The organism is Rhodopila sp., from assembly GCF_035548235.1.
Taxonomy (GTDB): domain Bacteria; phylum Pseudomonadota; class Alphaproteobacteria; order Acetobacterales; family Acetobacteraceae; genus Rhodopila.
Genome location: NZ_DASZTJ010000136.1, coordinates 23,258 through 42,552 on the forward strand (window position 1 = coordinate 23,258; position 19,295 = coordinate 42,552).

At 62.1% G+C, this 19,295-nt stretch carries 17 protein-coding genes; 13 read left to right on the plus strand and 4 right to left on the minus strand.

Annotated elements, in window-relative coordinates:
* The first annotated feature begins 25 nt into the window (after window positions 1–25).
* From VHB27_RS12145 to VHB27_RS12155, 3 genes are all read left to right on the plus strand, one after another.
* The gene (locus VHB27_RS12145) at window positions 26–2,926 is read left to right on the plus strand and encodes a bifunctional [glutamine synthetase] adenylyltransferase/[glutamine synthetase]-adenylyl-L-tyrosine phosphorylase (RefSeq protein ID WP_325600690.1); all 2,901 of its coding nucleotides are present in this window, start codon (window positions 26–28) and stop codon (window positions 2,924–2,926) included.
* Window positions 2,923–3,396: a thioredoxin-dependent thiol peroxidase gene (gene bcp / locus VHB27_RS12150; RefSeq protein WP_325600692.1), complete on the plus strand. Its 474-nt coding sequence runs from the start codon at window positions 2,923–2,925 to the stop codon at window positions 3,394–3,396. The genes VHB27_RS12145 and bcp overlap by 4 nt, the downstream gene beginning before the upstream one ends.
* A gap of 479 nt (window positions 3,397–3,875) precedes the next feature.
* The gene (locus VHB27_RS12155; protein WP_325600694.1) at window positions 3,876–4,568 is read left to right on the plus strand and encodes an IS630 family transposase; all 693 of its coding nucleotides are present in this window, start codon (window positions 3,876–3,878) and stop codon (window positions 4,566–4,568) included.
* A gap of 129 nt (window positions 4,569–4,697) precedes the next feature.
* Here VHB27_RS12155 and VHB27_RS12160 read toward each other — a convergent pair whose 3' ends face one another.
* Complete coding sequence (locus tag VHB27_RS12160; RefSeq protein ID WP_325600696.1) at window positions 4,698–5,396, minus strand: response regulator transcription factor; 699 nt, start codon at window positions 5,394–5,396, stop codon at window positions 4,698–4,700.
* 982 nt (window positions 5,397–6,378) lie between these two features.
* On the opposite strand from VHB27_RS12160, the gene VHB27_RS12165 reads away from it, so the two are divergent.
* From VHB27_RS12165 to VHB27_RS12175, 3 genes are all read left to right on the plus strand, one after another.
* The gene (locus VHB27_RS12165) at window positions 6,379–7,101 is read left to right on the plus strand and encodes an IS3 family transposase (RefSeq protein WP_413788626.1); all 723 of its coding nucleotides are present in this window, start codon (window positions 6,379–6,381) and stop codon (window positions 7,099–7,101) included.
* Window positions 7,102–7,109: 8 nt separating this feature from the next.
* Window positions 7,110–7,346 (plus strand): integrase core domain-containing protein, encoded by a 237-nt coding sequence (locus tag VHB27_RS12170; protein WP_325600701.1) that lies wholly within the window; start codon window positions 7,110–7,112, stop codon window positions 7,344–7,346.
* 856 nt (window positions 7,347–8,202) lie between these two features.
* Window positions 8,203–8,541: a ubiquinol-cytochrome c reductase iron-sulfur subunit gene (locus VHB27_RS12175; protein WP_325600703.1), complete on the plus strand. Its 339-nt coding sequence runs from the start codon at window positions 8,203–8,205 to the stop codon at window positions 8,539–8,541.
* Between the two features lie 2 nt (window positions 8,542–8,543).
* On the opposite strand, the gene gspM is transcribed toward VHB27_RS12175, so the two are convergent.
* The 3 genes from gspM to VHB27_RS12190 are packed head-to-tail and all read right to left on the minus strand — an operon-like array spanning window position 8,544 to window position 10,543.
* Entirely contained in the window at window positions 8,544–9,128 is a 585-nt protein-coding gene (gene gspM / locus VHB27_RS12180) for a type II secretion system protein GspM (RefSeq protein ID WP_325600705.1), read from the minus strand.
* Window positions 9,125–10,078: a PilN domain-containing protein gene (locus VHB27_RS12185; RefSeq protein WP_325600707.1), complete on the minus strand. Its 954-nt coding sequence runs from the start codon at window positions 10,076–10,078 to the stop codon at window positions 9,125–9,127. The genes gspM and VHB27_RS12185 overlap by 4 nt, the downstream gene beginning before the upstream one ends.
* A gap of 57 nt (window positions 10,079–10,135) precedes the next feature.
* Window positions 10,136–10,543, minus strand: coding sequence for a pilus assembly FimT family protein (locus tag VHB27_RS12190; protein ID WP_325600709.1), 408 nt, complete (start codon window positions 10,541–10,543; stop codon window positions 10,136–10,138).
* Window positions 10,544–10,885: 342 nt separating this feature from the next.
* Between VHB27_RS12190 and VHB27_RS12195 the strand changes: the two genes are divergently transcribed.
* From VHB27_RS12195 to VHB27_RS12225, 7 genes are all read left to right on the plus strand, one after another.
* Window positions 10,886–12,616 carry a GspE/PulE family protein gene (locus VHB27_RS12195; RefSeq protein WP_325600711.1) on the plus strand — a complete coding sequence of 577 codons (1,731 nt, stop codon included), beginning with the start codon at window positions 10,886–10,888 and terminating at the stop codon, window positions 12,614–12,616.
* A 2-nt stretch (window positions 12,617–12,618) separates the two neighbouring features.
* Window positions 12,619–13,851, plus strand: a complete 1,233-nt coding sequence (locus VHB27_RS12200; RefSeq protein WP_325600721.1) for a type II secretion system F family protein — start codon at window positions 12,619–12,621, stop codon at window positions 13,849–13,851.
* Window positions 13,848–14,246 (plus strand): prepilin-type N-terminal cleavage/methylation domain-containing protein, encoded by a 399-nt coding sequence (locus VHB27_RS12205; protein WP_325600713.1) that lies wholly within the window; start codon window positions 13,848–13,850, stop codon window positions 14,244–14,246. Before VHB27_RS12200 ends, VHB27_RS12205 begins: the two co-directional genes overlap by 4 nt.
* Window positions 14,243–14,833: a prepilin-type N-terminal cleavage/methylation domain-containing protein gene (locus tag VHB27_RS12210; protein ID WP_325600715.1), complete on the plus strand. Its 591-nt coding sequence runs from the start codon at window positions 14,243–14,245 to the stop codon at window positions 14,831–14,833. Before VHB27_RS12205 ends, VHB27_RS12210 begins: the two co-directional genes overlap by 4 nt.
* A gap of 320 nt (window positions 14,834–15,153) precedes the next feature.
* Window positions 15,154–15,633: a hypothetical protein gene (locus VHB27_RS12215; protein WP_325600723.1), complete on the plus strand. Its 480-nt coding sequence runs from the start codon at window positions 15,154–15,156 to the stop codon at window positions 15,631–15,633.
* A gap of 318 nt (window positions 15,634–15,951) precedes the next feature.
* Complete coding sequence (locus VHB27_RS12220) at window positions 15,952–17,889, plus strand: alkaline phosphatase family protein (RefSeq protein ID WP_325600717.1); 1,938 nt, start codon at window positions 15,952–15,954, stop codon at window positions 17,887–17,889.
* Window positions 17,890–17,955: 66 nt separating this feature from the next.
* Window positions 17,956–19,295 (plus strand): hypothetical protein (locus VHB27_RS12225; RefSeq protein WP_325600718.1); only part of this gene is annotated, 1,340 nt, incomplete at its 3' end.

Genomic DNA, 19,295 nt, shown 5'->3' on the forward strand with positions numbered 1-19,295 from the left:
TGGCACTTGGCCGATCCCTTATGATTTGGCCGCAGCCGAACGCACAGTCGAGCGAGTAAGCCAACGCTGGACCGGTGCCGTCGACATTCTGTGCGATCCTGGCGCCTTGCGCCTCCTCCGGGCCATCGGCGGCAACAGCCCCTACTTATCCGAATTGGCGATCCGGGAGTTCGCGACCTTGAGGACCTTCCTGGACCTCGGCCCGGACGCGACGCTCCGATCGATTCTCGCTGGCCTCGACACCACACCCACTACTCAGCCCCGCCCGGCCATCGCCGCGCTATTGCGCCAAGCGAAGCGCAAGGCCGCCTTGGCCATTGCACTCGCCGACATTGGTGGCCTCTGGACGATCGAGCAAGTCACCGAGACGCTGACCGTCCTGGCCGAGAAGACCCTTGGTCTGGCCGTGCGTCACCTGCTCCGCGCCGCGCACGACAAAGGCACGATCGCGCTGACCACTCCCGACCATCCCGACCGGAACAGCGGTTTCGTCGCCCTGGGCATGGGTAAGCTCGGAGGACGGGAGTTGAACTACTCCTCTGACATCGATCTGATCCTGATCTATGATGCCGCGGCGGCACCTTTCGCCCAGACTGAGGGCATCGGCTCCGTAACCGCCCGCCTCGCCCGCGACTTGATCGGACTGATGGATGCACGCGACGCCGACGGCTACGTGTTCCGTACCGATCTGAGGCTGCGCCCAGATCCCTCTGCCACGCCGCCCGCCGTCTCTTTCCTAGGCGCATTGAGCTACTATGAGAGCATGGGCCAGAACTGGGAACGTGCGGCAATGATTAAGGCGCGTCCTGTCGCCGGCGACCTAGCGCTAGGCAACCGGTTCCTGGCTGCCATCCGTCCCTTCGTCTGGCGCCGCGGCCTAGATTTCGCGGCCGTCGCCGACATCCACGCGCTGAAGCGGCGGATCAACGCGCACCGTAACACCGCGCTCTCTGACAAGACCGATCCGGTCTCGCGCCTGCTAGGCTACAACGTCAAGCTGGGGGAAGGCGGTATCAGAGACATCGAGTTCCTGATCCAGACACTGCAGATCGTCTGGGGCGGCCGGGACCCGTCCTTACGCTTGAAATCCACAATGGCTGCTGGCGAGCGCTTGGTGGAGACCGGACATTTGGACGCGTCCGCCTTCGCGCGACTGATCAACGCCTATCGTTTCTTCCGCATGGTCGAACATCGCCTGCAAATGATCAACGACCGCCAGACGCATGAACTGTCTGGCACGCCAGAGGGGCTGGCCGCCGTCGCCATATTCCTCGGCTTCTCCGATGCATCCGCCTTTGCAGGAGCACTGATCCGCCACATCGACGTCGTCCGCGCCCATTACCGCCAAGTGTTCGAAAGCGTGCCGGAAACGGCCGAATCAGCCGGGGACGGACCGGAGCTAGATTTCCGCGGGGATCATCCGGAACCAATCGAGACGGTAGCAGCGCTGAAAGCGATGGGCTTCACCGATCCCATCCGGGTGGTCGCCGCCGTACGGCGCTGGTTGGCCGGCCATGTGCGCGCCTTGCGGTCCAGCCGAGCACGGGACCTCATGACATTGATGGTGCCGCAGGTACTGGCGACACTGGCTCGGCAAACGCAACCGGACGAGGCGTTCAGCCGCTTCGACCGCTTCATCGGCGCCCTGCCGACCGGCGTGCAGCCGATGTCGCTGTTTCACCGCAATCCTGTGCTGCTGGAGCGTGTGGCGCAAGTATTGGGCGCGGCGCCGATCTTGTCTGAGCACCTCGTCCGAAACCCCGCAGCGCTGGAAGGCATGCTCGCCGGCGAATCGGCGCACGACGCACAGCGGATGATACAGCGGTTGCTTCGAGACACCCCTCGGCTGGAGGATGTGATCCAGCAGGTACGCCGCCGTGTGAAGGAACGCGACTTCCTGATCTCAGTCGCCACGCTAGATGGGCAACTGGACGCGGATGCCGCGGGACGGGAACGGTCGGCGTTGGCGCATAGTGCGCTGCGAGTGCTGCTGCCCCGCGTGTTGGCGGATTTCGAGAGTCGGCATGGCCGGGTACCGGGTGGCGAGTTGGCGGTGGTGGTGCTGGGAAAGGCGGGCAGCCTGGAGATGATGGCCGGATCCGACCTGGACCTGATGTTCATTTACGACCATCCGACTGACGTGACTGAGAGCGATGGCGCTCGGCCGATGTCGCCGGGACAGTGGTTCGTTCGAGCAGTGCAGGCCTGCGTGGGCGCGCTGACGGCGCCGGGGGTTGAGGGACCGATGTACGCCCTCGACATGCGCCTGCGGCCATCCGGCAATAAGGGGCCGCTGGCGGTGTCGCTATCGGCGTTCGAACGCTACCATCAAAACGGCGACGCCTGGACCTGGGAGCGCATGGCACTCACGCGCGCCCGGGTCGTTGCTGGACCGCCGGCTTTGCGGGCGCGGGTGAAAGCAGCGATCAGGCAGGCACTGTGCCGGCCGCGGGAAGCGACACAGGTGCGGGCGGACGCAGCGTCAATGCGGGCGCGTATGGCGAAGGAGTTGCGACCGCACGGTCTCTGGGACGTGAAGCATAGACAGGGCGGGATGGTAGACGTCGAGTTCATCGCCCAAGTATTGCAATTGATCCATGTCGGCGCACCGGCTTTTCACCCGGACCAGGCAGGCAAGGTGGCGTTGCGGCGTCTGGCAGACGCCGGCCTGATGTGCGGCCAGGATGCCGAGACGCTGATCCGGGCCGACCTGCTGTGGCGCACGGTCCAGGGCGTGCTGCGCCTGACGGTGGGGCAGACGGGCAAGGATGCACTGCCCCAGGCGTCGGCCGAACCGTTGTTAAAAGCGGCGGCCAAGGCAGGCTTCCAGACAATTGACAGTTCGTCGCTGTTGCGTAAATCGGACGAGATGGCCCAGCAGGTTCGTTACCTGTTCAGGCACTACATAGAAGGGGCAAGTGCATGAGTGTGACGGAGGGCGACGCGGCACCGGATTTCTCTATGCCGGCTTCGGGGGGACGGACCGTCTCTCTGGCAGACTATGAGGGCAAACCATTCATCCTATATTTTTATCCGAAAGCAGATACACCAGGCTGCACTAAGGAAGCCTGCTCGTTCCAGGAATCGCTTCCGAATTTCGCCTCGGCTGGGATCAACGTGATTGGTGTATCGCCAGACAAGATGAAGCCAATCGAGAAATTTGCGGAAAAATACAAGCTGACATTTCCGCTTGCATCGGACGAGAGCCACGCGGTGGCGGAGAAATATGGGACCTGGGTTGAAAAATCGATGTACGGCCGGAAGTACATGGGCATGGAACGCAGCACCTTCTTGATCGACAGCAACGGTAAGGTGTTGCGGGTATGGCGGAAAGTCAGCGTGACGGGGCATGCGGACGACGTAATGAAGGTCGTGAAGGCGAACGGTCTAGTATAATGGAGACGCGGCACGATCCAGAGTGCCGCTACCGAACGATCCAACCCGTATCCATCACAAACGTGGTGTTCCTACCGACAACCGGCGGACAACGACCTATTCGGCGTTCACGGATGCGTCTCGAAGAAGCAGGTTGCTGGCTAGGATCGGCATATACCGGCCGAACTGATCGCGCCACTAGCTGGACTCTGAAGCTAGGATTGGTTCCATGCAGTTGATGGATACCCGCTCCCCAGCCGCGATCGAACAAAAGGGAACGGTTGCGCATCTATATCTCGCGCCCGGACGGTCGGTGCCCTGCGAAGGCGCTCTAAGCGCCAGCTACTCCCGGTACCGCATACAGTTGTCTGCGATCCAGTTCAGGACGTGATGGGTCGAGGACTAGATCGTCATAGGTTGAGGTTGACTCGCTTTTGATTTCTCGACGCGGGGGTTATTCAGATTCAAGCTGCTGGCTGGGATGAAGGAGGCCAGCATGAATGGGATCTCCGTATTCTCTGGACCTGCGCGAACGTGTGGTGGCGGCGGTTGCGTCTGGTCTGAGTTGTCGGGCGGCGGCTGAGCGCTTTGACGTCAGCGTCTCGACGGCGATCCGTTGGACGCGGCGATTGAAGGAGACGGGCAGTTGGCAAAAGCATCAGGACAAGCTTGACCCGAAACGCTTGGTTTTCATCGACGAAACCTGGGTGAAGACCAACATGACGCGGACGCACGGTCGCAGTGCCTTGGGTGAGCGCTTGGTCGCGAAGGTGCCTCATGGACACTGGAAGACGCTGACCTTCCTGAGAGCCCTGCGCTGCGATGGGATTACCGCGCCCTGCGTGCTCGATGGCCCGATCAACGCGGTCAGCTTCCTGGCCTATGTCACGCAGTTCCTGTTGCCGACATTGCGGCCTGGCGTTGTCGTCATCATCGACAACTTGGGCAGCCACAAAGGTAAAGCTGTGCGCCGGGCTATCCGCGCGGCGGGAGCGCATTTGCTTTTCCTGCCGCCTTACAGTCCTGACCTAAACCCGATCGAACAACTGCTCGCCAAGCTAAAAGCCCTGCTACGAAGAGCAGACCCGCGATCCATCGAACAGGCATGGAAAACCATAGGAACACTCTTGGACGAATTCACTGCCCAGGAATGTGCCAATTATCTCCGCAACTCCGGATACGCTCCACCCTGAACCTATAAAGCTCTAGCGCTGCGGCAGACCCGTCCGTTGATTGCATCCGCCACGGATCCGTTCTCGATCCATATTTGGAAGTATTTTATCAAACGGTGCCAATGGCATGCTAATCTTTCGCGTCGGCACTCAGGCCGCCAGTTGATCCCCCCCTGCCGTGCATTCGGGACTTGGACTTACGACAGTATAACCATGCCCCCAAACGGTACGGATGAGATGTTCTGCGCCAGCTTGCTCCAATTTCTTTCGAAGTCTGCAGACGAGGACATCAAGAATCTTCGCATTCGGCTGATCGATGCCTCCGTAAAGTTGGTCGAGCAGCGTCGACTTCGTCACGATTGAGTCTCTGCGAAGCATCAAGACTTCCAAAATATCCATTTCTCTGCCTGTCAAGTGGATTTCCGCCTTACCAAAATGGGTCCGGCGGGTGGCCAGACACAACCTCAAGTTGCCGACCTCCAGCATCGACTGACTGAAGCCTCGATTTCGACGCACGATACTGGCCAGCCGAGCATGCAACTCGCAGTACTCCAGCGGAAGCGACGCCGCATCGTCAGCCCCAAGGGTAAGGGCCTTTACTCGATCATGGGGTTTGGCACCGGTCAGAGCGAGGATGGGAGTATTGTCTTTGGCAGCGCGCATCCGGCGGATTAGACCGAATGTGTCATAGATGCGAAAGCCCATATTGAGGACGACTATATCAAAACTATCATAGCGGAGTAGGGACATCGCTTCGTCCGCATCTTCTGCGCACAGAAGCACAAAGTGCTGATGATCAAGATATGAGGAGACGGAGTTTCGTGTCCTCTCAACAAGGAGAATGCGCATGTCAACCTCCAAACAACCCCAAGTAGTATCTTTGTAGGTGAATTTGGTTGCAAAGCGAAAAGTGCGGATGACATATAGTTGAAGAATGTCACTGTACAAAGAATTAAAATCTATTTTGATGTATCGCACATGGGTTTATACGAAATAAAAACGAACTCCCAAGCGTAGTAATTGATTGATCAACTAATGCCTGGATAACGAATTATTGTCACCGCGCCAAGCCAAGCAGATAAAGATCCGCCACGTTTCCAGAATGGGCGAATGGCCACGCTAAAGTGAAATTACAACCGATGCCATGCAAGCTCGATTGGTGCGTGATACGACGCTGGCAGAGAGGTAGGGGTCTGGTCGTGCTATGGCAGCCTTTCGTAGCCGAGCAGCCTAAGGTTTGCTGTCTTCGCGTTAGCTGATCGGCCATGCGCTACTATGACACAACCCGGGACCGCCCGCCCAATTGCACCAACCACGAGATCCAGCACGCGAACTGCTCGGCTTGATCCGCCGACCCCCAAACAGATACGGGGATATTTGCCCGCCAGCGCGGATTAGACGATTCTGGCGCCAACAATCGTGGGGCATGACCAGCCGAAGGCTGAGACATACGACCTCATTGTAACGGGCGCCGGTTCGACTGGTTGCCTGGCAGCGGCAGGCCGTCTGGCCGAGATATAGACACTACTTGGAAAGCAACCTGTCAATCGACGCGCAAGTCTGACCCCGGATTTGGAGTGCGCCCCTGCGGGTGGACAGGATAGACGTTTTGAATTGACCCCCTTTGCTGGGCTTCCGGAGGATGGAAGCCATGACGAGACACCGATCCCATAGTGTAGCGTTCAAGCGGCAGGTGGCGGAGGAGCTCATCGGCAGCGAGACCTTGCACGCGCTCTCCAAACGCCACGACATTTCGCGACAGTTGATCCGGATCTGAGTCGGCAAGTTCGAGGCCGGGGCGCTGGACGAGGATGTACAAGCGGCCGACCTGATCCAGGAATACGAGGCCAGGATCGCTGCTCTCGAACGGATGGTTGGTCGCCAGGCGCTCGAGATCGAGCTGCTAAAAGGGGGCTTTGAAGCACGCACCCTGGCCGAGAAGCGCGACCACCTCCGTCGTCACCGGCCCCGTGCCATCTCCATCCAAAGAGGGTGCGAGCTGATGGGCCTCGCGCGATCCACCTTCTACGACGCGGCTCCCGTTCCTGTTGGTGCGGACGAGCTTGTCGCCCGCATCGTCCTGATCTGCGACGAGTTCGAGTGCTACGGCTACAGGCGGGTCGGAGCGGCGCTGCGCCACCAGGGTGTGGTGGTGAACAGCAAAAAGCTGCGCCGCCTGATGCGCGAGCACAGCCTGCAGCCGAAGCGGCGTCGGCGCTATGTGGTCACCACGGACAGCGACCATGCCGGGCCGATCTATCCCGATCTGGCCAAGACGCTCGTTCCCGATCGCCCGAACCAGCTCTGGGTGGCGGACCTCACCTATGTCGCCATTCCTGGTGGCTTCGTCTATCTGGCAGCCATCCTGGATGCCTGGTCACGCAAGGTGGTCGGCTACGCGATCAGCCGATCGATGGACGCCCCCATCGCCGTGGCCGCGCTGAAGGCGGCGACCAGAGGCCGCAATCCCAGCAAGGGCTGCATTCACCGCTCAGACCGAGGCTCGCAATACGCCTCGGAGGCATATCGCGAGCTGCTGCCACCCATGGACTGAAAGGCTCGATGAGTCGCCACGGCAATCCGTACGACAACGCCAAAGCGGAGAGCTTCATGAAAACGCTCAAGGTCGAAGCCGTTTACTTGGCCGCCTATGAGACGTTCGAGGATGTCACCGCCGATCTTCCCCGCTTCATCGACGAGGTTTACAACTCAAAATGGATGCACTCGGCCCTCGGCTATCTCAGCCCGATGCAGTTCGAGGATCAACATGCTCAGCAGACGGTCAAAGCTGACGCTTGATTCCGTCCACCCGCAGGGGCCCACTCCAATGGGTCCGTTAGGTTAATTGGCGGTTAGACCGAACCGCGGCCGCAACCAAGGTCTATTTGTCCAACCCGCCGGCGAACTTGTGCATCCACCCGGCACGCATGCGACCAAAGTGTTGCTGACGGGAAACCGTGGGACTGACGTGTTCCGCACTGCGGTCGGGCGGCACATGGCGCTGGTGCGGCGGGAGATCACGGCGTCAGGCGGGATGTAGGGCTCGCCCAACTGCTGGTGCCCTCTGGCCTGGGTCCGGCCGAGCAATCTGCACGACTGGGCATCGAGGTGGTCGGCGACATTCCGGCGGCCGGCTCGAACCTGCAGGACCATTTCAATACGATGGCAAGCTGGCGAGTGGCTACGATCGGTTGGGCCGGCCGTATTCAGAATCGTAGATACACAGCATGTTGGCCACCAGGCCTTTCTCGCTCATCCGATACTGCTCGATCTAAAGGGGGAGAAGGTTTAGCAGCCATGAAGCCCTGTCCCTTCAGGACATGGCAGTAGCATACGACCGTTCGGCAGCCCAATCTCTGGCCCGAAATGTCGCGGAATTGTCGTTTGCCTTTCCTGAGTGCCTTCTGATATCGCTGACGACTAGCAACTGACACCCTAAAGAATCACTCTAGGTGGCATGATCGTACCCCGCCGTCAGTTCCTGAATACTAGTCTAGGCTCCATCGCCGTGACCGCGACTCAGGGGTCTGTCTCCCAGCCCACGATCAAGCCGCCACAATTGGGCGATATGCTCGTTGCATATAGTGACCCATCCCATGTACCTCTGCGATCAGAGGGGCTCCAACCCGGCAACGCACCGACGCGAGCATGGCCGATGGACCCCGCGACCGGTGCGTTGCGCGACCAGAATCGGCTCAACCAAATCCTGATCCTCAGTTTGGACAGCCACGGCGCGACGCCGGCCAAGGTCGTTGCGTTCTCTGCCATCTGCACACATGCCGGCTGTCTCGTCTCCAATTGGATCGCGCTGACCCATCATCTGCGCTGTCCCTGCCACGGCTCCGAATACGATCCGGCCAATGGGGGGGTCGTCGTCGCCGGTCCCGCCCCGCAACCGCTGCCTTCGTTGCCGGTGGCGGCCAGCAACGGCGTGATTACGATAGCTGGCCCGTTCTCCGCAGCACCGGGTGGCCATACTAGCCGAACCACCTGACGCTATCGCATCGCCGATTGCTCGCTCGACCGGAAGCCATAGAGTGTGACGGAAGCCTGAACTGGCTCCGCTGCCGTGGGCTTAGCCGCTAGCGTCGCTTGGACGTGCAGGTCGTCTACCAGGATGCGGGTCGGTCCCTGATGGATCGATCGCAACAGGCCGATCAGCACGGACCAGGGCGCGGTCAGGCTGATCCGCAGCGATATCCGGCGCCAAGACCCAGTCGACACGGTCGGCAGCGTCTCGACCGTCGTCAGACTGGCACCCGCGGCGGTAGCCATGCGCTGGACCTGTTCCTGCAGGCGGGCTGCAGCCAGGGCGTCCGTATTACCTGGTACGACCAGCCCCTCATCCGAATCGCCGGAGCCATGCCGCGCCGCCGCCTCACGCAACGCGGGCAGGCTCATCGCCATCTGGCGCATATGTCGCAGTAGCATCTCACGTCGTGCCAAGGTCGCCGCACGATCCTCGAAAAAGGTGTGCGCTGGCGCGACAACGCCGAACCAGACCAGGCCCAATGCCAGGACCGTTGCCCCGATGGCCAAGGCTCGACCGCACACCCCGGTCAGCCACGCATCCGTCATCATCGCGCGATCTCGGCTTTGATCGAGAATACATCGGCCGTTGCTCCTTGCGCGCGGGTCACCGGCGCGGCGAAGGCGGCATTCCGAATGGCGGGACTGCGGGACAGGTCGGCGATCAGGTGTGCTGCCGAGGCAGACTGCCCACCGAGCAGCACTTGGCGGTCACGCAAGGAGAGGTCGGTCAGGTAGGTGTCGTCGGGCAGGATCTTCGTGATCGCGGCAATCGTTTCCAGGAGGTCGCCGGTCCGAGCTACTTCCTGTGCGACCACCGTGCGACTATCGTTGCCGGCACTGATGTCTCGGTGCAGCGCGTCTATCTGGATAATTGCCGGCCGCAACTGCTCGATTGCGGTGTCTGCTTGATGCAGTGCCACCTCCTGCGCTCCGAACGGGAGCACCAAGGCCACGGCCGCGAGTACGCCGGCTAGGGTCGCCAACCTTGGCGCCCAACCGATCTCCCGTTCCATTGCCGTATCCGCCAACAACCAGGTCGGCCTGTCCTCCGAACCAACTTCCAGGGCACAAGGAGACAGTCCGGCCTGCTCTAGAATCCGCAGTGCGGGCATCAGGGACGCTTTCGGCACCATCGTCACCGTCACGTCGGTCCGTGTCCGGTCACTCGGCCTGCGGCGACTGGTCCAATGCCAGAATAGATCCCGCGTGGCAAATGGTGTGATCCGTGGCAGTTCGTGTCGCAACACTTGTTGCATCTGATCCAATGGGACGGTGGGGACGGTATGGCTTTTGGTCAGGACCAGTTCCACTGGCGGTCGCACCACTACGGACCGCCGGCCTTTCCGGCGTCCCACTCCCTTGGTCAACGCATCCGCCGGGCTGAGCGGAACCCATTGCCCGCCGCGACGAAGATACCATCTCACTTCGAGAGAAGGATCGACCTCGATCCGGATCTCGTTCTTCGTTCGCACCAAAAAACTTGGCGTTAGCTCAGACATTCGACTCAACCACCACGCGAAGCAACGTCCCAGCATAGTTTGAACCTTCAACGGACGTCAGTGCGCGGTTATCTGGACGCCGCTGACCTGGCCAGTAAGCCAGTTTACATCGATGCCGTAGCGGCCACCCATAGCGAGCAACAGGATCGGGCCGCCCCGAGCTCCACCATCGGCGAAGAAAACAACCCGTCCTGGCCGTAATGCCTCACCCGGTGGCAACGGCAAGGCGTGGCCGCCATCCACGGAGAATCTGTCATATGCCAGGTCGACCCGGACATCCCGGTCCTGGGCGATCGCACGCGACCGCGCTAAACGTGACACATCGATGACCGCGCGGACAGTCGCCTCGGCATCCAGTCGGCTGCTGCGCCAAGGCTGGCGTGTTATCACGACCCCTACCACTAGGCCGAGGATCGCCAGAACCACGGTCATCTCGATCAGCGTGAAGCCCGTCCCGACCTTCATCGCAGGGCCCAACCCTGAAGAACGTTGGCCTGACAGACCATCAACACCCCCCATGGTATCATATCAAACCGCGTCGACATTGATCCTTCCTGCCGGGGTCAGACCCGTCCCAGCCATTCACGACTGCTGCGACATCAACGGCCAACGTCGCGGATGATTGGCGCAGGACCAATCACGACGATAAAGGTCGCGATCAACGCCGGTTCGTATTAGACCAGTTGGGGAACCCTACGGAAGCACGGCTTTCATGACAGTATTCTGACAGTATCGATTGTGGCCTATTACTTGGGCGCGACTTGGACCACATTCGCCCCAGCTGCCCGTTGCAGCGCGACAGGGAGCATGCAGGAAACCGTTACCGAAGAGAGGCTGACAGCGCTGGGTGATATCCTGCTGTGTGAAGGCCATTGTGATGAACGGGCGCTGGTGCGTGCCCGCCGAATTGCCACGGAGTCGGATCAGCGTGTTGATTCCGTATTGATCCAGTTGGGCCTTGTCTCCGAACGGGGCTTGGCCGAAGCCTATGCCGTCCTGCTGTCGACCCGGATCGTCGCACCGGAACGCTATCCGGCTGTGCCGGTCGCGCTGTCTGACCAGTTGAACACATCGTTCCTGCGTCACAGCCGCGCAGTCCCCATCGAGGCCGACGATGACCACCTCGTATTGGCGATGGCCGATCCGCTGGACCCGTTCACCCAGCCAGCCGTCGCATCCGTCACCGGGCGGCGTGTGGTTGTTGAGATCGCGGTTCCGATCGAGTTGGAAGCCGCGCTGAACCGCCTCTATCCCACCGAGGACACCGCCGACTCGACGGAGTCTGCGACAGACACACCGCTGGAAGAAGACACCGAACGCCTCAAGGACCTGGCCAGCGAGGGTCCCGTGATCCGCTTGGTGAACCAGCTGATCACGCGCGCGGTGGAGGCCCGGGCCTCTGACATCCATATCGAGCCGTTCGAGGACCGAGTGCGCGTCCGCTACCGTTACGACGGCGTCCTGCAGACCGTTGAATCGCCGCCCCGCACGCTCGCAGCCGCCATCACGTCACGCGTCAAGATCATGGCGCGGCTCGACATCGCCGAACGGCGGATCCCTCAGGACGGCCGCATCAAAATGGCGGTGCGGGGGCAGGACGTGGATTTCCGTGTCTCGACCATCCCGTCGTTGCACGGGGAGACGATAGTGCTGCGCATCCTGGATCGGTCCTCGGTCGTGCTCGATTTTCCGAAGCTGGGTCTGGCGCCGGCGGTTGTGACGCAGCTGACCACCGCGCTGGAACTGCCGAATGGCATCATCCTAGTCACCGGTCCTACGGGCAGCGGCAAGACGACCACTCTCTACACAGGTCTGCTGGCGCTGAACTCCGAGACACGCAAAATCATGACGGTCGAGGACCCGATCGAATACCAGCTGCCCGGGATCAACCAGAGCCAGATCCACACCCAGATCAACCTGAGCTTTGCCAGGATGCTGCGTTCCATCCTCCGGCAGGATCCAGACATCATTATGGTCGGCGAGATCCGCGACGGCGAGACGGCACAGATCGCCGTCCAGGCGGCGTTGACTGGGCATCTGGTACTGTCAACTTTGCATACCAACTCTGCCGCAGCGGCGGTGACCCGTCTGCGCGACATGGGCCTGGAGGACTATCTGCTGACAGCCGTCCTGCGCGGCATCATGGCCCAGCGGCTGATCCGCCGGCTTTGCACCGTCTGCCGACGGATCGAACCCGCCCCCCCCTCGGTGGTCGAGCGGTTCAGGCTGAGCCGCCGCACCGCCAGCCGTCCCGTCATGATCGGCCGATCCGTCGGCTGCCCGGTCTGCCGCGACACCGGCTTTCGCGGCCGCATGGCGGTGGCGGAGTTTCTGTCTATGACGCCGGAGATCGAACAGTTGATCTACGCTCGTGCCGATCATGCCAGCATCGAGCGCGCCGCCGTCGGCGGTGGCATGCAGACGATGTTCGATGCCGGTCTTACCGCCGTCCTGGTGGGGGAAACCACACTGGAGGAACTCGTCCGCGCCGTCGGCATGGAACCGGCCGGAAACGAGCCCGCGGAGATCAGCGCGTGACGATGTTCCACTATACGGCCTTCGGCCCTGGGGGTGAGCGGCTCACGGGAATGATGGACGCCACCGGCGAGGCCGAGGTCATCGCCACGCTGCAACGCCAGGGATCCCTGCCCGTCAAGGCCCAACCGGCCGACAGGCGCCGCGACTTCGCCGGCGCCTGGACAATCAATCCCACATTCCGGCGAGGCATCAGCAAGCGCGACACCGCCTATCTATTCCGCGAGCTGGCCACGATGCTCACAGCCGGACAGGACCTGGACCGCGCGCTGCGCTTCATGGAGGCGACCGCATCCGGCGGGATCGGCGGTGGCAGCGTGTGTAACATCGTCACCAGCCTTCGCGACGCGGTGCGCGGCGGCAGCGCGCTCTCAGACGCCATGGCCCGCCACGCCGAGATGTTTCCCCCGATGCATATTGGCCTTGTGCGCGCCGGCGAGGCCAGCGGTGACCTGGGCGCGACCCTGACCCGAATCGCCGACCTGCTGGACCGGCAGCAGGTGCTGTCGTCGACGATCGTGTCGGCAATGATCTATCCCGCCGTCCTGGCGGTGGCGATGACCGGCGCCACCACCTTGCTACTGACGCAGGTGCTGCCGCAGTTCCTGCCACTGTTCGAGCAGAACGGCGTGACCCTGCCAGCCTCCACACAGTTCCTGGTCGCCGCAGGCGGGTTCGTCCAGGATGACGGACTGATGATCCTGCTCGGACTGCTGCTTGCCGGATTGATCGCCCATGCCGCCTTGCGGCAGGAGCGCATCCGGCTGGTCGTGGACACGCTGCTAATGCGCCTGCCGCTGACCGGCGGGCTGATGCGAGAGGTCATGGCCGCCCGCCTGACCCGGGTGCTGGGCACGCTGCTGCAGAACGGCGTCGCGCTGATCCCGGCGCTGGCCATCGTCCGCGATTCGATCGGCAATCGGGCGGCTCGGCACGCGGTGGGGCAGGCAAGCATCACGGCGCGAGGCGGCGGCGGCCTGACCCCGGACCTGGAGGCATCACGGCTGTTTCCAGTGCGTATGATCCACCTGCTGCGCCTGGGCGAGGAAACCGGCCAGCTCGCCATCATGGCCCTGCGCGCCGCGGACATTCACGAGGACAAGGTCCGCACCGCCACGCAACGGCTCACCGCCCTGCTAGTCCCGGCGATGACAATCCTGATGGGAATCACCACCGGCGGAATCGTGACCTCGCTGATGACCGCGATGCTCAGCCTCAACAGCCTGGCGGGCGGATGAAAGGCTTTACCCTGCTGGAGGTCGTCGTCGCGCTGGTCGTCGCCTCACTGGCAGCGGTTGCGCTGTTCGAGGCGACGAGCAGCGGCTTGTCCGCGAGCCAGAACGCCGCCCAATACGTACAGGCCCTGGTTCGCGCAAAGTCTCGTTTAGACGTCACCGTTTACGGGGCCCACCTAGCACCCGGAACCTGGACCGGCGACGATGGCGGCGGCTTCCGCTATCGCGTGCAGGTCACGCCTATCGAGACTGTGAATTTGCAATCGGCCGTTCAATCCGCGGCAAGAGCGGAGGCCGCGGCGAAGGTCGTGCTGTATCAGGTGAACGTCTGGATTGACTGGGGTCGGAATCCGCAGCGACACGACGTCCATTTGGTCACCCAGCAGATCGGTGGATGAAGCGCGCCGGTTTCACACTGCTGGAATTGCTAGTGGCGTTGGTGGTGTTCGGCCTGCTACTGGCAGGTCTCAGCCGCACGCTGTCCTTCGGATTGACCGCATGGCAGCAGGACACACGACTGTCCGCGGCCCATTCCGATCTAGAGGCTGCCGACCGAGCGCTGCGCTTGGTGGTCGAGAATCTGACGCCGGACAAGAATATGGATGCACCGACCATGACCGGCTCCTCGGACCGATTGATCGGCCAAGGCCGGCTGCGAACGCCGGACTCGGATTCGGCTCCGATCCCGGCGGAGGTCGGCCTGGCGCTGTCAGGCGACCGTCTGGTGCTGCGCTGGCGGCCGTATCATCATGGTATCCCCGTGCGGCCGCCACCGCCGCCACGGGAAGTGACCTTGGCCCGCCATGTCATCCGGCTGTCGATCGCCTATTGGGGAGCGACGGGCGTATGGTTGTCTCACTGGGACCAATCGTCGTTGCCATTGTTGATCCGTTTCCGGATCGGCCTCACCGGCGCACCCGGCTCGGACCATTGGCCGGACATCATCATCGCCACGAGGCTGTCCTCCTCCTTGGACATCGACTAACGATGCGCGCCCCGTCCACCAACAGCAGGCAACAGGGCTTCGCGCTGCTGATCGTGCTGCTGGCTGTCGGATTCCTGGCGCTGCTGGGCGCCCGTGTCGTCGCCGCCGGCCGCGCCGATACGCAGGTCGCGCACAACCTGCTGCAAGCCGCTCGGCTGCAGGCCGCTGCCGACGGGGCAGCTGCCCAGGTCGCTCTGGGAATACTGGCCTCCCATGCTCGTGCGGACGGAACAGTACAGGTCGTGCGGGTCGGTCGCATTTTCGTACAGGTCCGGGTCGAGAACGAGTCGGACCGAGTCAACCTCAACACCGCCTCGCCCATGTTGCTGCGCGCGCTGATTATCGAGGCTGGAGGCCCTGCTCCCGCGGCGGCACAACTCGCGGCGGCGATCGTCGACTGGCGCGCGGCCGGCGCGACGGGAGCGTCCAGCGTCAGGAGCTATCAGGCGGCAGGCCTGCCTTACACACCGCCGCACGCACCTTTCCGCAGCGTGGCGGAATTGTCTGACGTCGTCGGCATGACCTCGGACCTGTTCGCCCGAATCGCACCGCATCTGACTGTGATGAGCGATGACGATCCGGCCCCGTCGACGCGTGACCCGGTGGTGGCGAAGGCGCTGGCCGATCTTGGCGACACCGCCGACGCGAACAGGAACGCTCCGTTCGACGACCATGTGCTTCGCATGCACATGACGGCGGCCGGTCCGGGCGGCTCTCGCCTATCGACGATCGAGGTCGTGATGACGGATTTTCATGCCATTTCGCCATGCCTTGCGGTATTGTTCCGATATAGTAATTGAATTCCATGAGCGAGATCCGGACCGAGCGGCGTGCGTCACAAAAACTACTTCCAATTGTCAAGGAAGCCAAAAGTTCCGACCAGAAACAACCAACCTGAGAATAACCTAGGAATTGCCTTCCTGTTAGGCGAATGGCCCTGTGTCTGATTATGGTTTCAGATTATACCTCTTCCCATGGCCTCCGTTCTGCAACCAAGTTGTAACTACTCGTTCACAATCCCAGTCTAAGAGTGGATCGTCGAAGGTGGAGATCTTGGTTTGCTCATTTCAATCGTAACCATGGCTCTCCGTTGCTTCGCGCCTTTCGGAGGATACAAAATGAAGCGAAAACCTCTTTGGTCATCGACCGCCCTGCGCGGCGGGATGGCCGCCCTGACTCTTTCTGCGGTCACGCTCGACCCCGTGTGGCAGGCGAATGCCGCAGCGAGCCACGATAACGACACGCGCACGCCGATCAAGCACATCATCGTGATCATCGGTGAGAACCGTTCGTTCGACCATGTCTTCGCGACCTACAAGCCGAAGAAGGGCGAAACCGTATTCAACCTACTGTCGGAAGGCATCGTGAAGGCCGACGGCACGCCGGGCACAAACTATGCCAAGGCAGCGCAGAATCAGGCCAGTGTCACTAATCATTATAACATCAGCCCGGCCAGCCAGAAGCCCTACAAGACGCTGCCGCCGGCGATGACCGACGGGGCGCCGACCTCGGCCAGTGATACGAACCCGCCGCCATTCGCGACGCTGGCGGCCGTGGAAACGACCGAAGCGCAGATTAAGGACGGGCTGCCGAAGCGAGATTTCCACTTGCTGACGACGGGCGCGACCGGTCTGACCAACGACAGCGTCGATACCCGCGTGCCGAACGCTACAAAGCTGCCAAATGGGCCTTACCAGCTTAGCGGTGGAAAGCTGTCGTATGACAGCTACACCGCCAGCCCGGTGCATCGCTTCTATCAGATGTGGCAGCAGGCCGACTGTTCCGCGTCCACCATTACCGCCGAGAACCCGTCGGGCTGCACCAGCAAGCTTTTCCCGTGGGTCGAGGCGACGATCGGCGCTGGCAGCAACGGGAACTCGCAGCCCGCGAACTTCACCGACCAGTCGACCGGCGAAGGCGCGACGTCGATGGGGTTCTGGAACATGCAGCAGGGTGACGCCCCGTACTTTAAGCACCTAGCTGACACCTACTCGATGAGCGACAACTTCCATCAGTCAATCATGGGTGGAACCGGCGCGAACCACATCGCGGTCGGCACAGGCCTCGCGATCTACTACACGGACGGCCAAGGCCACATGGCGACGCCACCATCGAACGAGATCGAAAACCCGAACCCGCAGACGGGCACGAACAACTACTACATCCAGGACGGCTACAGTGGCGGTTCGTACAGCGAATGCGCCAACTCCAACCAGCCGGGCGTCAAGGAGGTGACAGCTTACCTAGCCAGCCTGCCGTACACGCCGTCGACGCGTTGCCAGGCGCATGCCTATTACCTGCTGAACAACTACAATCCAGGCTATTTCGGTGATGGCACGGTCAACACCTCGACCTTTACTATCCCGCCGTCTCCGGTGCGCACAATCGGCGATACGCTGAACGACGCCGACATTTCCTGGAAGTACTACGGTGCGGGCTGGAATGCTTACGTTGCCAACCCGAACAGCGACACGGGCTCAATTTACTGCAACATCTGCAATCCGTTCCTCTATGAAACCTCCATCATGACCAGCGCCAAGCAACGCAAGGCGCATCTGGCGGACGTTCCAGATCTGGAAGCGGATATCAAGTCGGGCGCCCTGCCGGCCGTCTCGATCGTGAAGCCGGACGGATTGCTCGACGGCCACCCGGCTTCCTCCAAGCTGAATCTGTTCGAGGCGTTCACCCGCAAGATCGTCAACGAGGTGCAGGCGAATCCTGAGCTGTGGGCACACACCGCGATCTTGATCACCTTCGACGAAGGTGGCGGATACTGGGATTCTGGCTACATCCAGCCGCTTGATTTCTTCGGCGACGGCACCCGCATCCCGGCGATCATGGTCTCCTCGTACTCCGAGGGCGGTCGCATCTCCCACGTTTACGGCGACCACGTGTCCTTCCTGAAGTTCGTCGAACGGAACTGGCGTCTGCGTCCGGTTTCGGAGAATGGCCGCGACAACCTGCCGAATCCGATCACCAAGTCCTCCAATCCCTATGCACCGGTCAACAGCCCGGCCATCGGCGATCTGATGGACTTGTTCGACTTCAAGAAGTAGCGGCAACGCCTATGGCCGCTGCTCTCTCCGGAGAGCGGCGGTTTTCTTCCTCAAGGTATTCACTTCATGACGGTGACGGACGAGTCCCGCCTTTCCCAAGCCACCGCGCTGCTCCGGTCACTGGGCATCTGCACCGCCGCCGCACTGCTGTCCGCCGGCATGCTGTACAGTTTGTTCTTCCTCGCGCGACTATCCTTTCTATGGGGGCTTTATCCGGCCCCCTTCGCGGCCGCTGCCGTCGCGGCGCTGCTCCTGGCGGCGTTCGGTGCCGCCGCCTCCATGATGGTAGTGCGCGGCCGCACCCGCGACGCCACCGACACCACCGGCAAATTCGATTCCGTCCCCTCGCCGAACCACGCCGGCCGCGCCGCCGGCTGGCCGCAGTCCGCGATGGCCGTGTTGTTTTCGGCGCCGGCCGCCACAGTCCTCCTGGTCTTCTGGCCCCATTGGAACACCCCGGCACTAAGCAACGGCTTCGCCGGCGCCAGCGCGACCCTATTGTTTGCCACCCCTTGGGTGATCGCAACCCGAGCGGTCGGAGCAATCGGGGAGGAGCGGCTTCCGGAAGTCGAGGCATTGCGGGCGTTGCTTTGGCTACCTGCGCTGGTGCTCTTCGCCGAAGCGGCGGTGCTGGTGATCGCCAGCCTGGGCCTTGGCAATCAGGCCTGGGCACAGATCGCCATCGCGGTAATCATCCTGGTGGTGTGCGCTGAACTTGCGGTGCGTGCGATCGGCGCGCGCTTCCTGCCGCCGCCGACGCGCGACAACGCCAAGGCCCAGATCTCCAGCGTCGTGGCTCAGGCGCTGTCCAGCCGCTCCCTGTCACCCGTCGGCGTGGCAATCGTCATGCGCTCCCAGTTTGGCATGGATTTCTCCCGTAGCTGGGCTCTCCATTTCGTCCGTTCGGCGTCCATCCCGATCATCCTGCTGATGGTGGGTATCTGCTGGTTCCTCACGGGCATCACTCGCGTCGATTTGAACCAGCGTGGCTCCTACGAGCGGTTCGGTTACCCGGTGGCCATGCTGACCTCGGGTCTGCACATCGTGCTGCCCTGGCCGTTCGGCGTTGTCCGCCATCAGGAGTTGGGCGATGTGCATGAGGTGATGATCAGCAACACCCCGGTCGTGGCCGGCAACGATCATTCCACAGCCGAGGGGCCGGCGCCGGCAAGCGCCAATCGCCTCTGGGATTCTGAGCAGCCATCCGACGTATCCTATCTGATCGCCAGCGGCACCGCCGACCGGCAGAGCTTCGAGACGGTCAGCGCCAGCCTACGCGTCCTGTATCGCGTCGGACTGACCGACGCGGCCGCCCGCGACGCCCTGTACCGCGAGACCGACGCCAAGGGGCTGGTCCGCGCGCTCGCCGGCCGGGTGCTGGCGTCCTATTTTGCCTCCCGGACCCT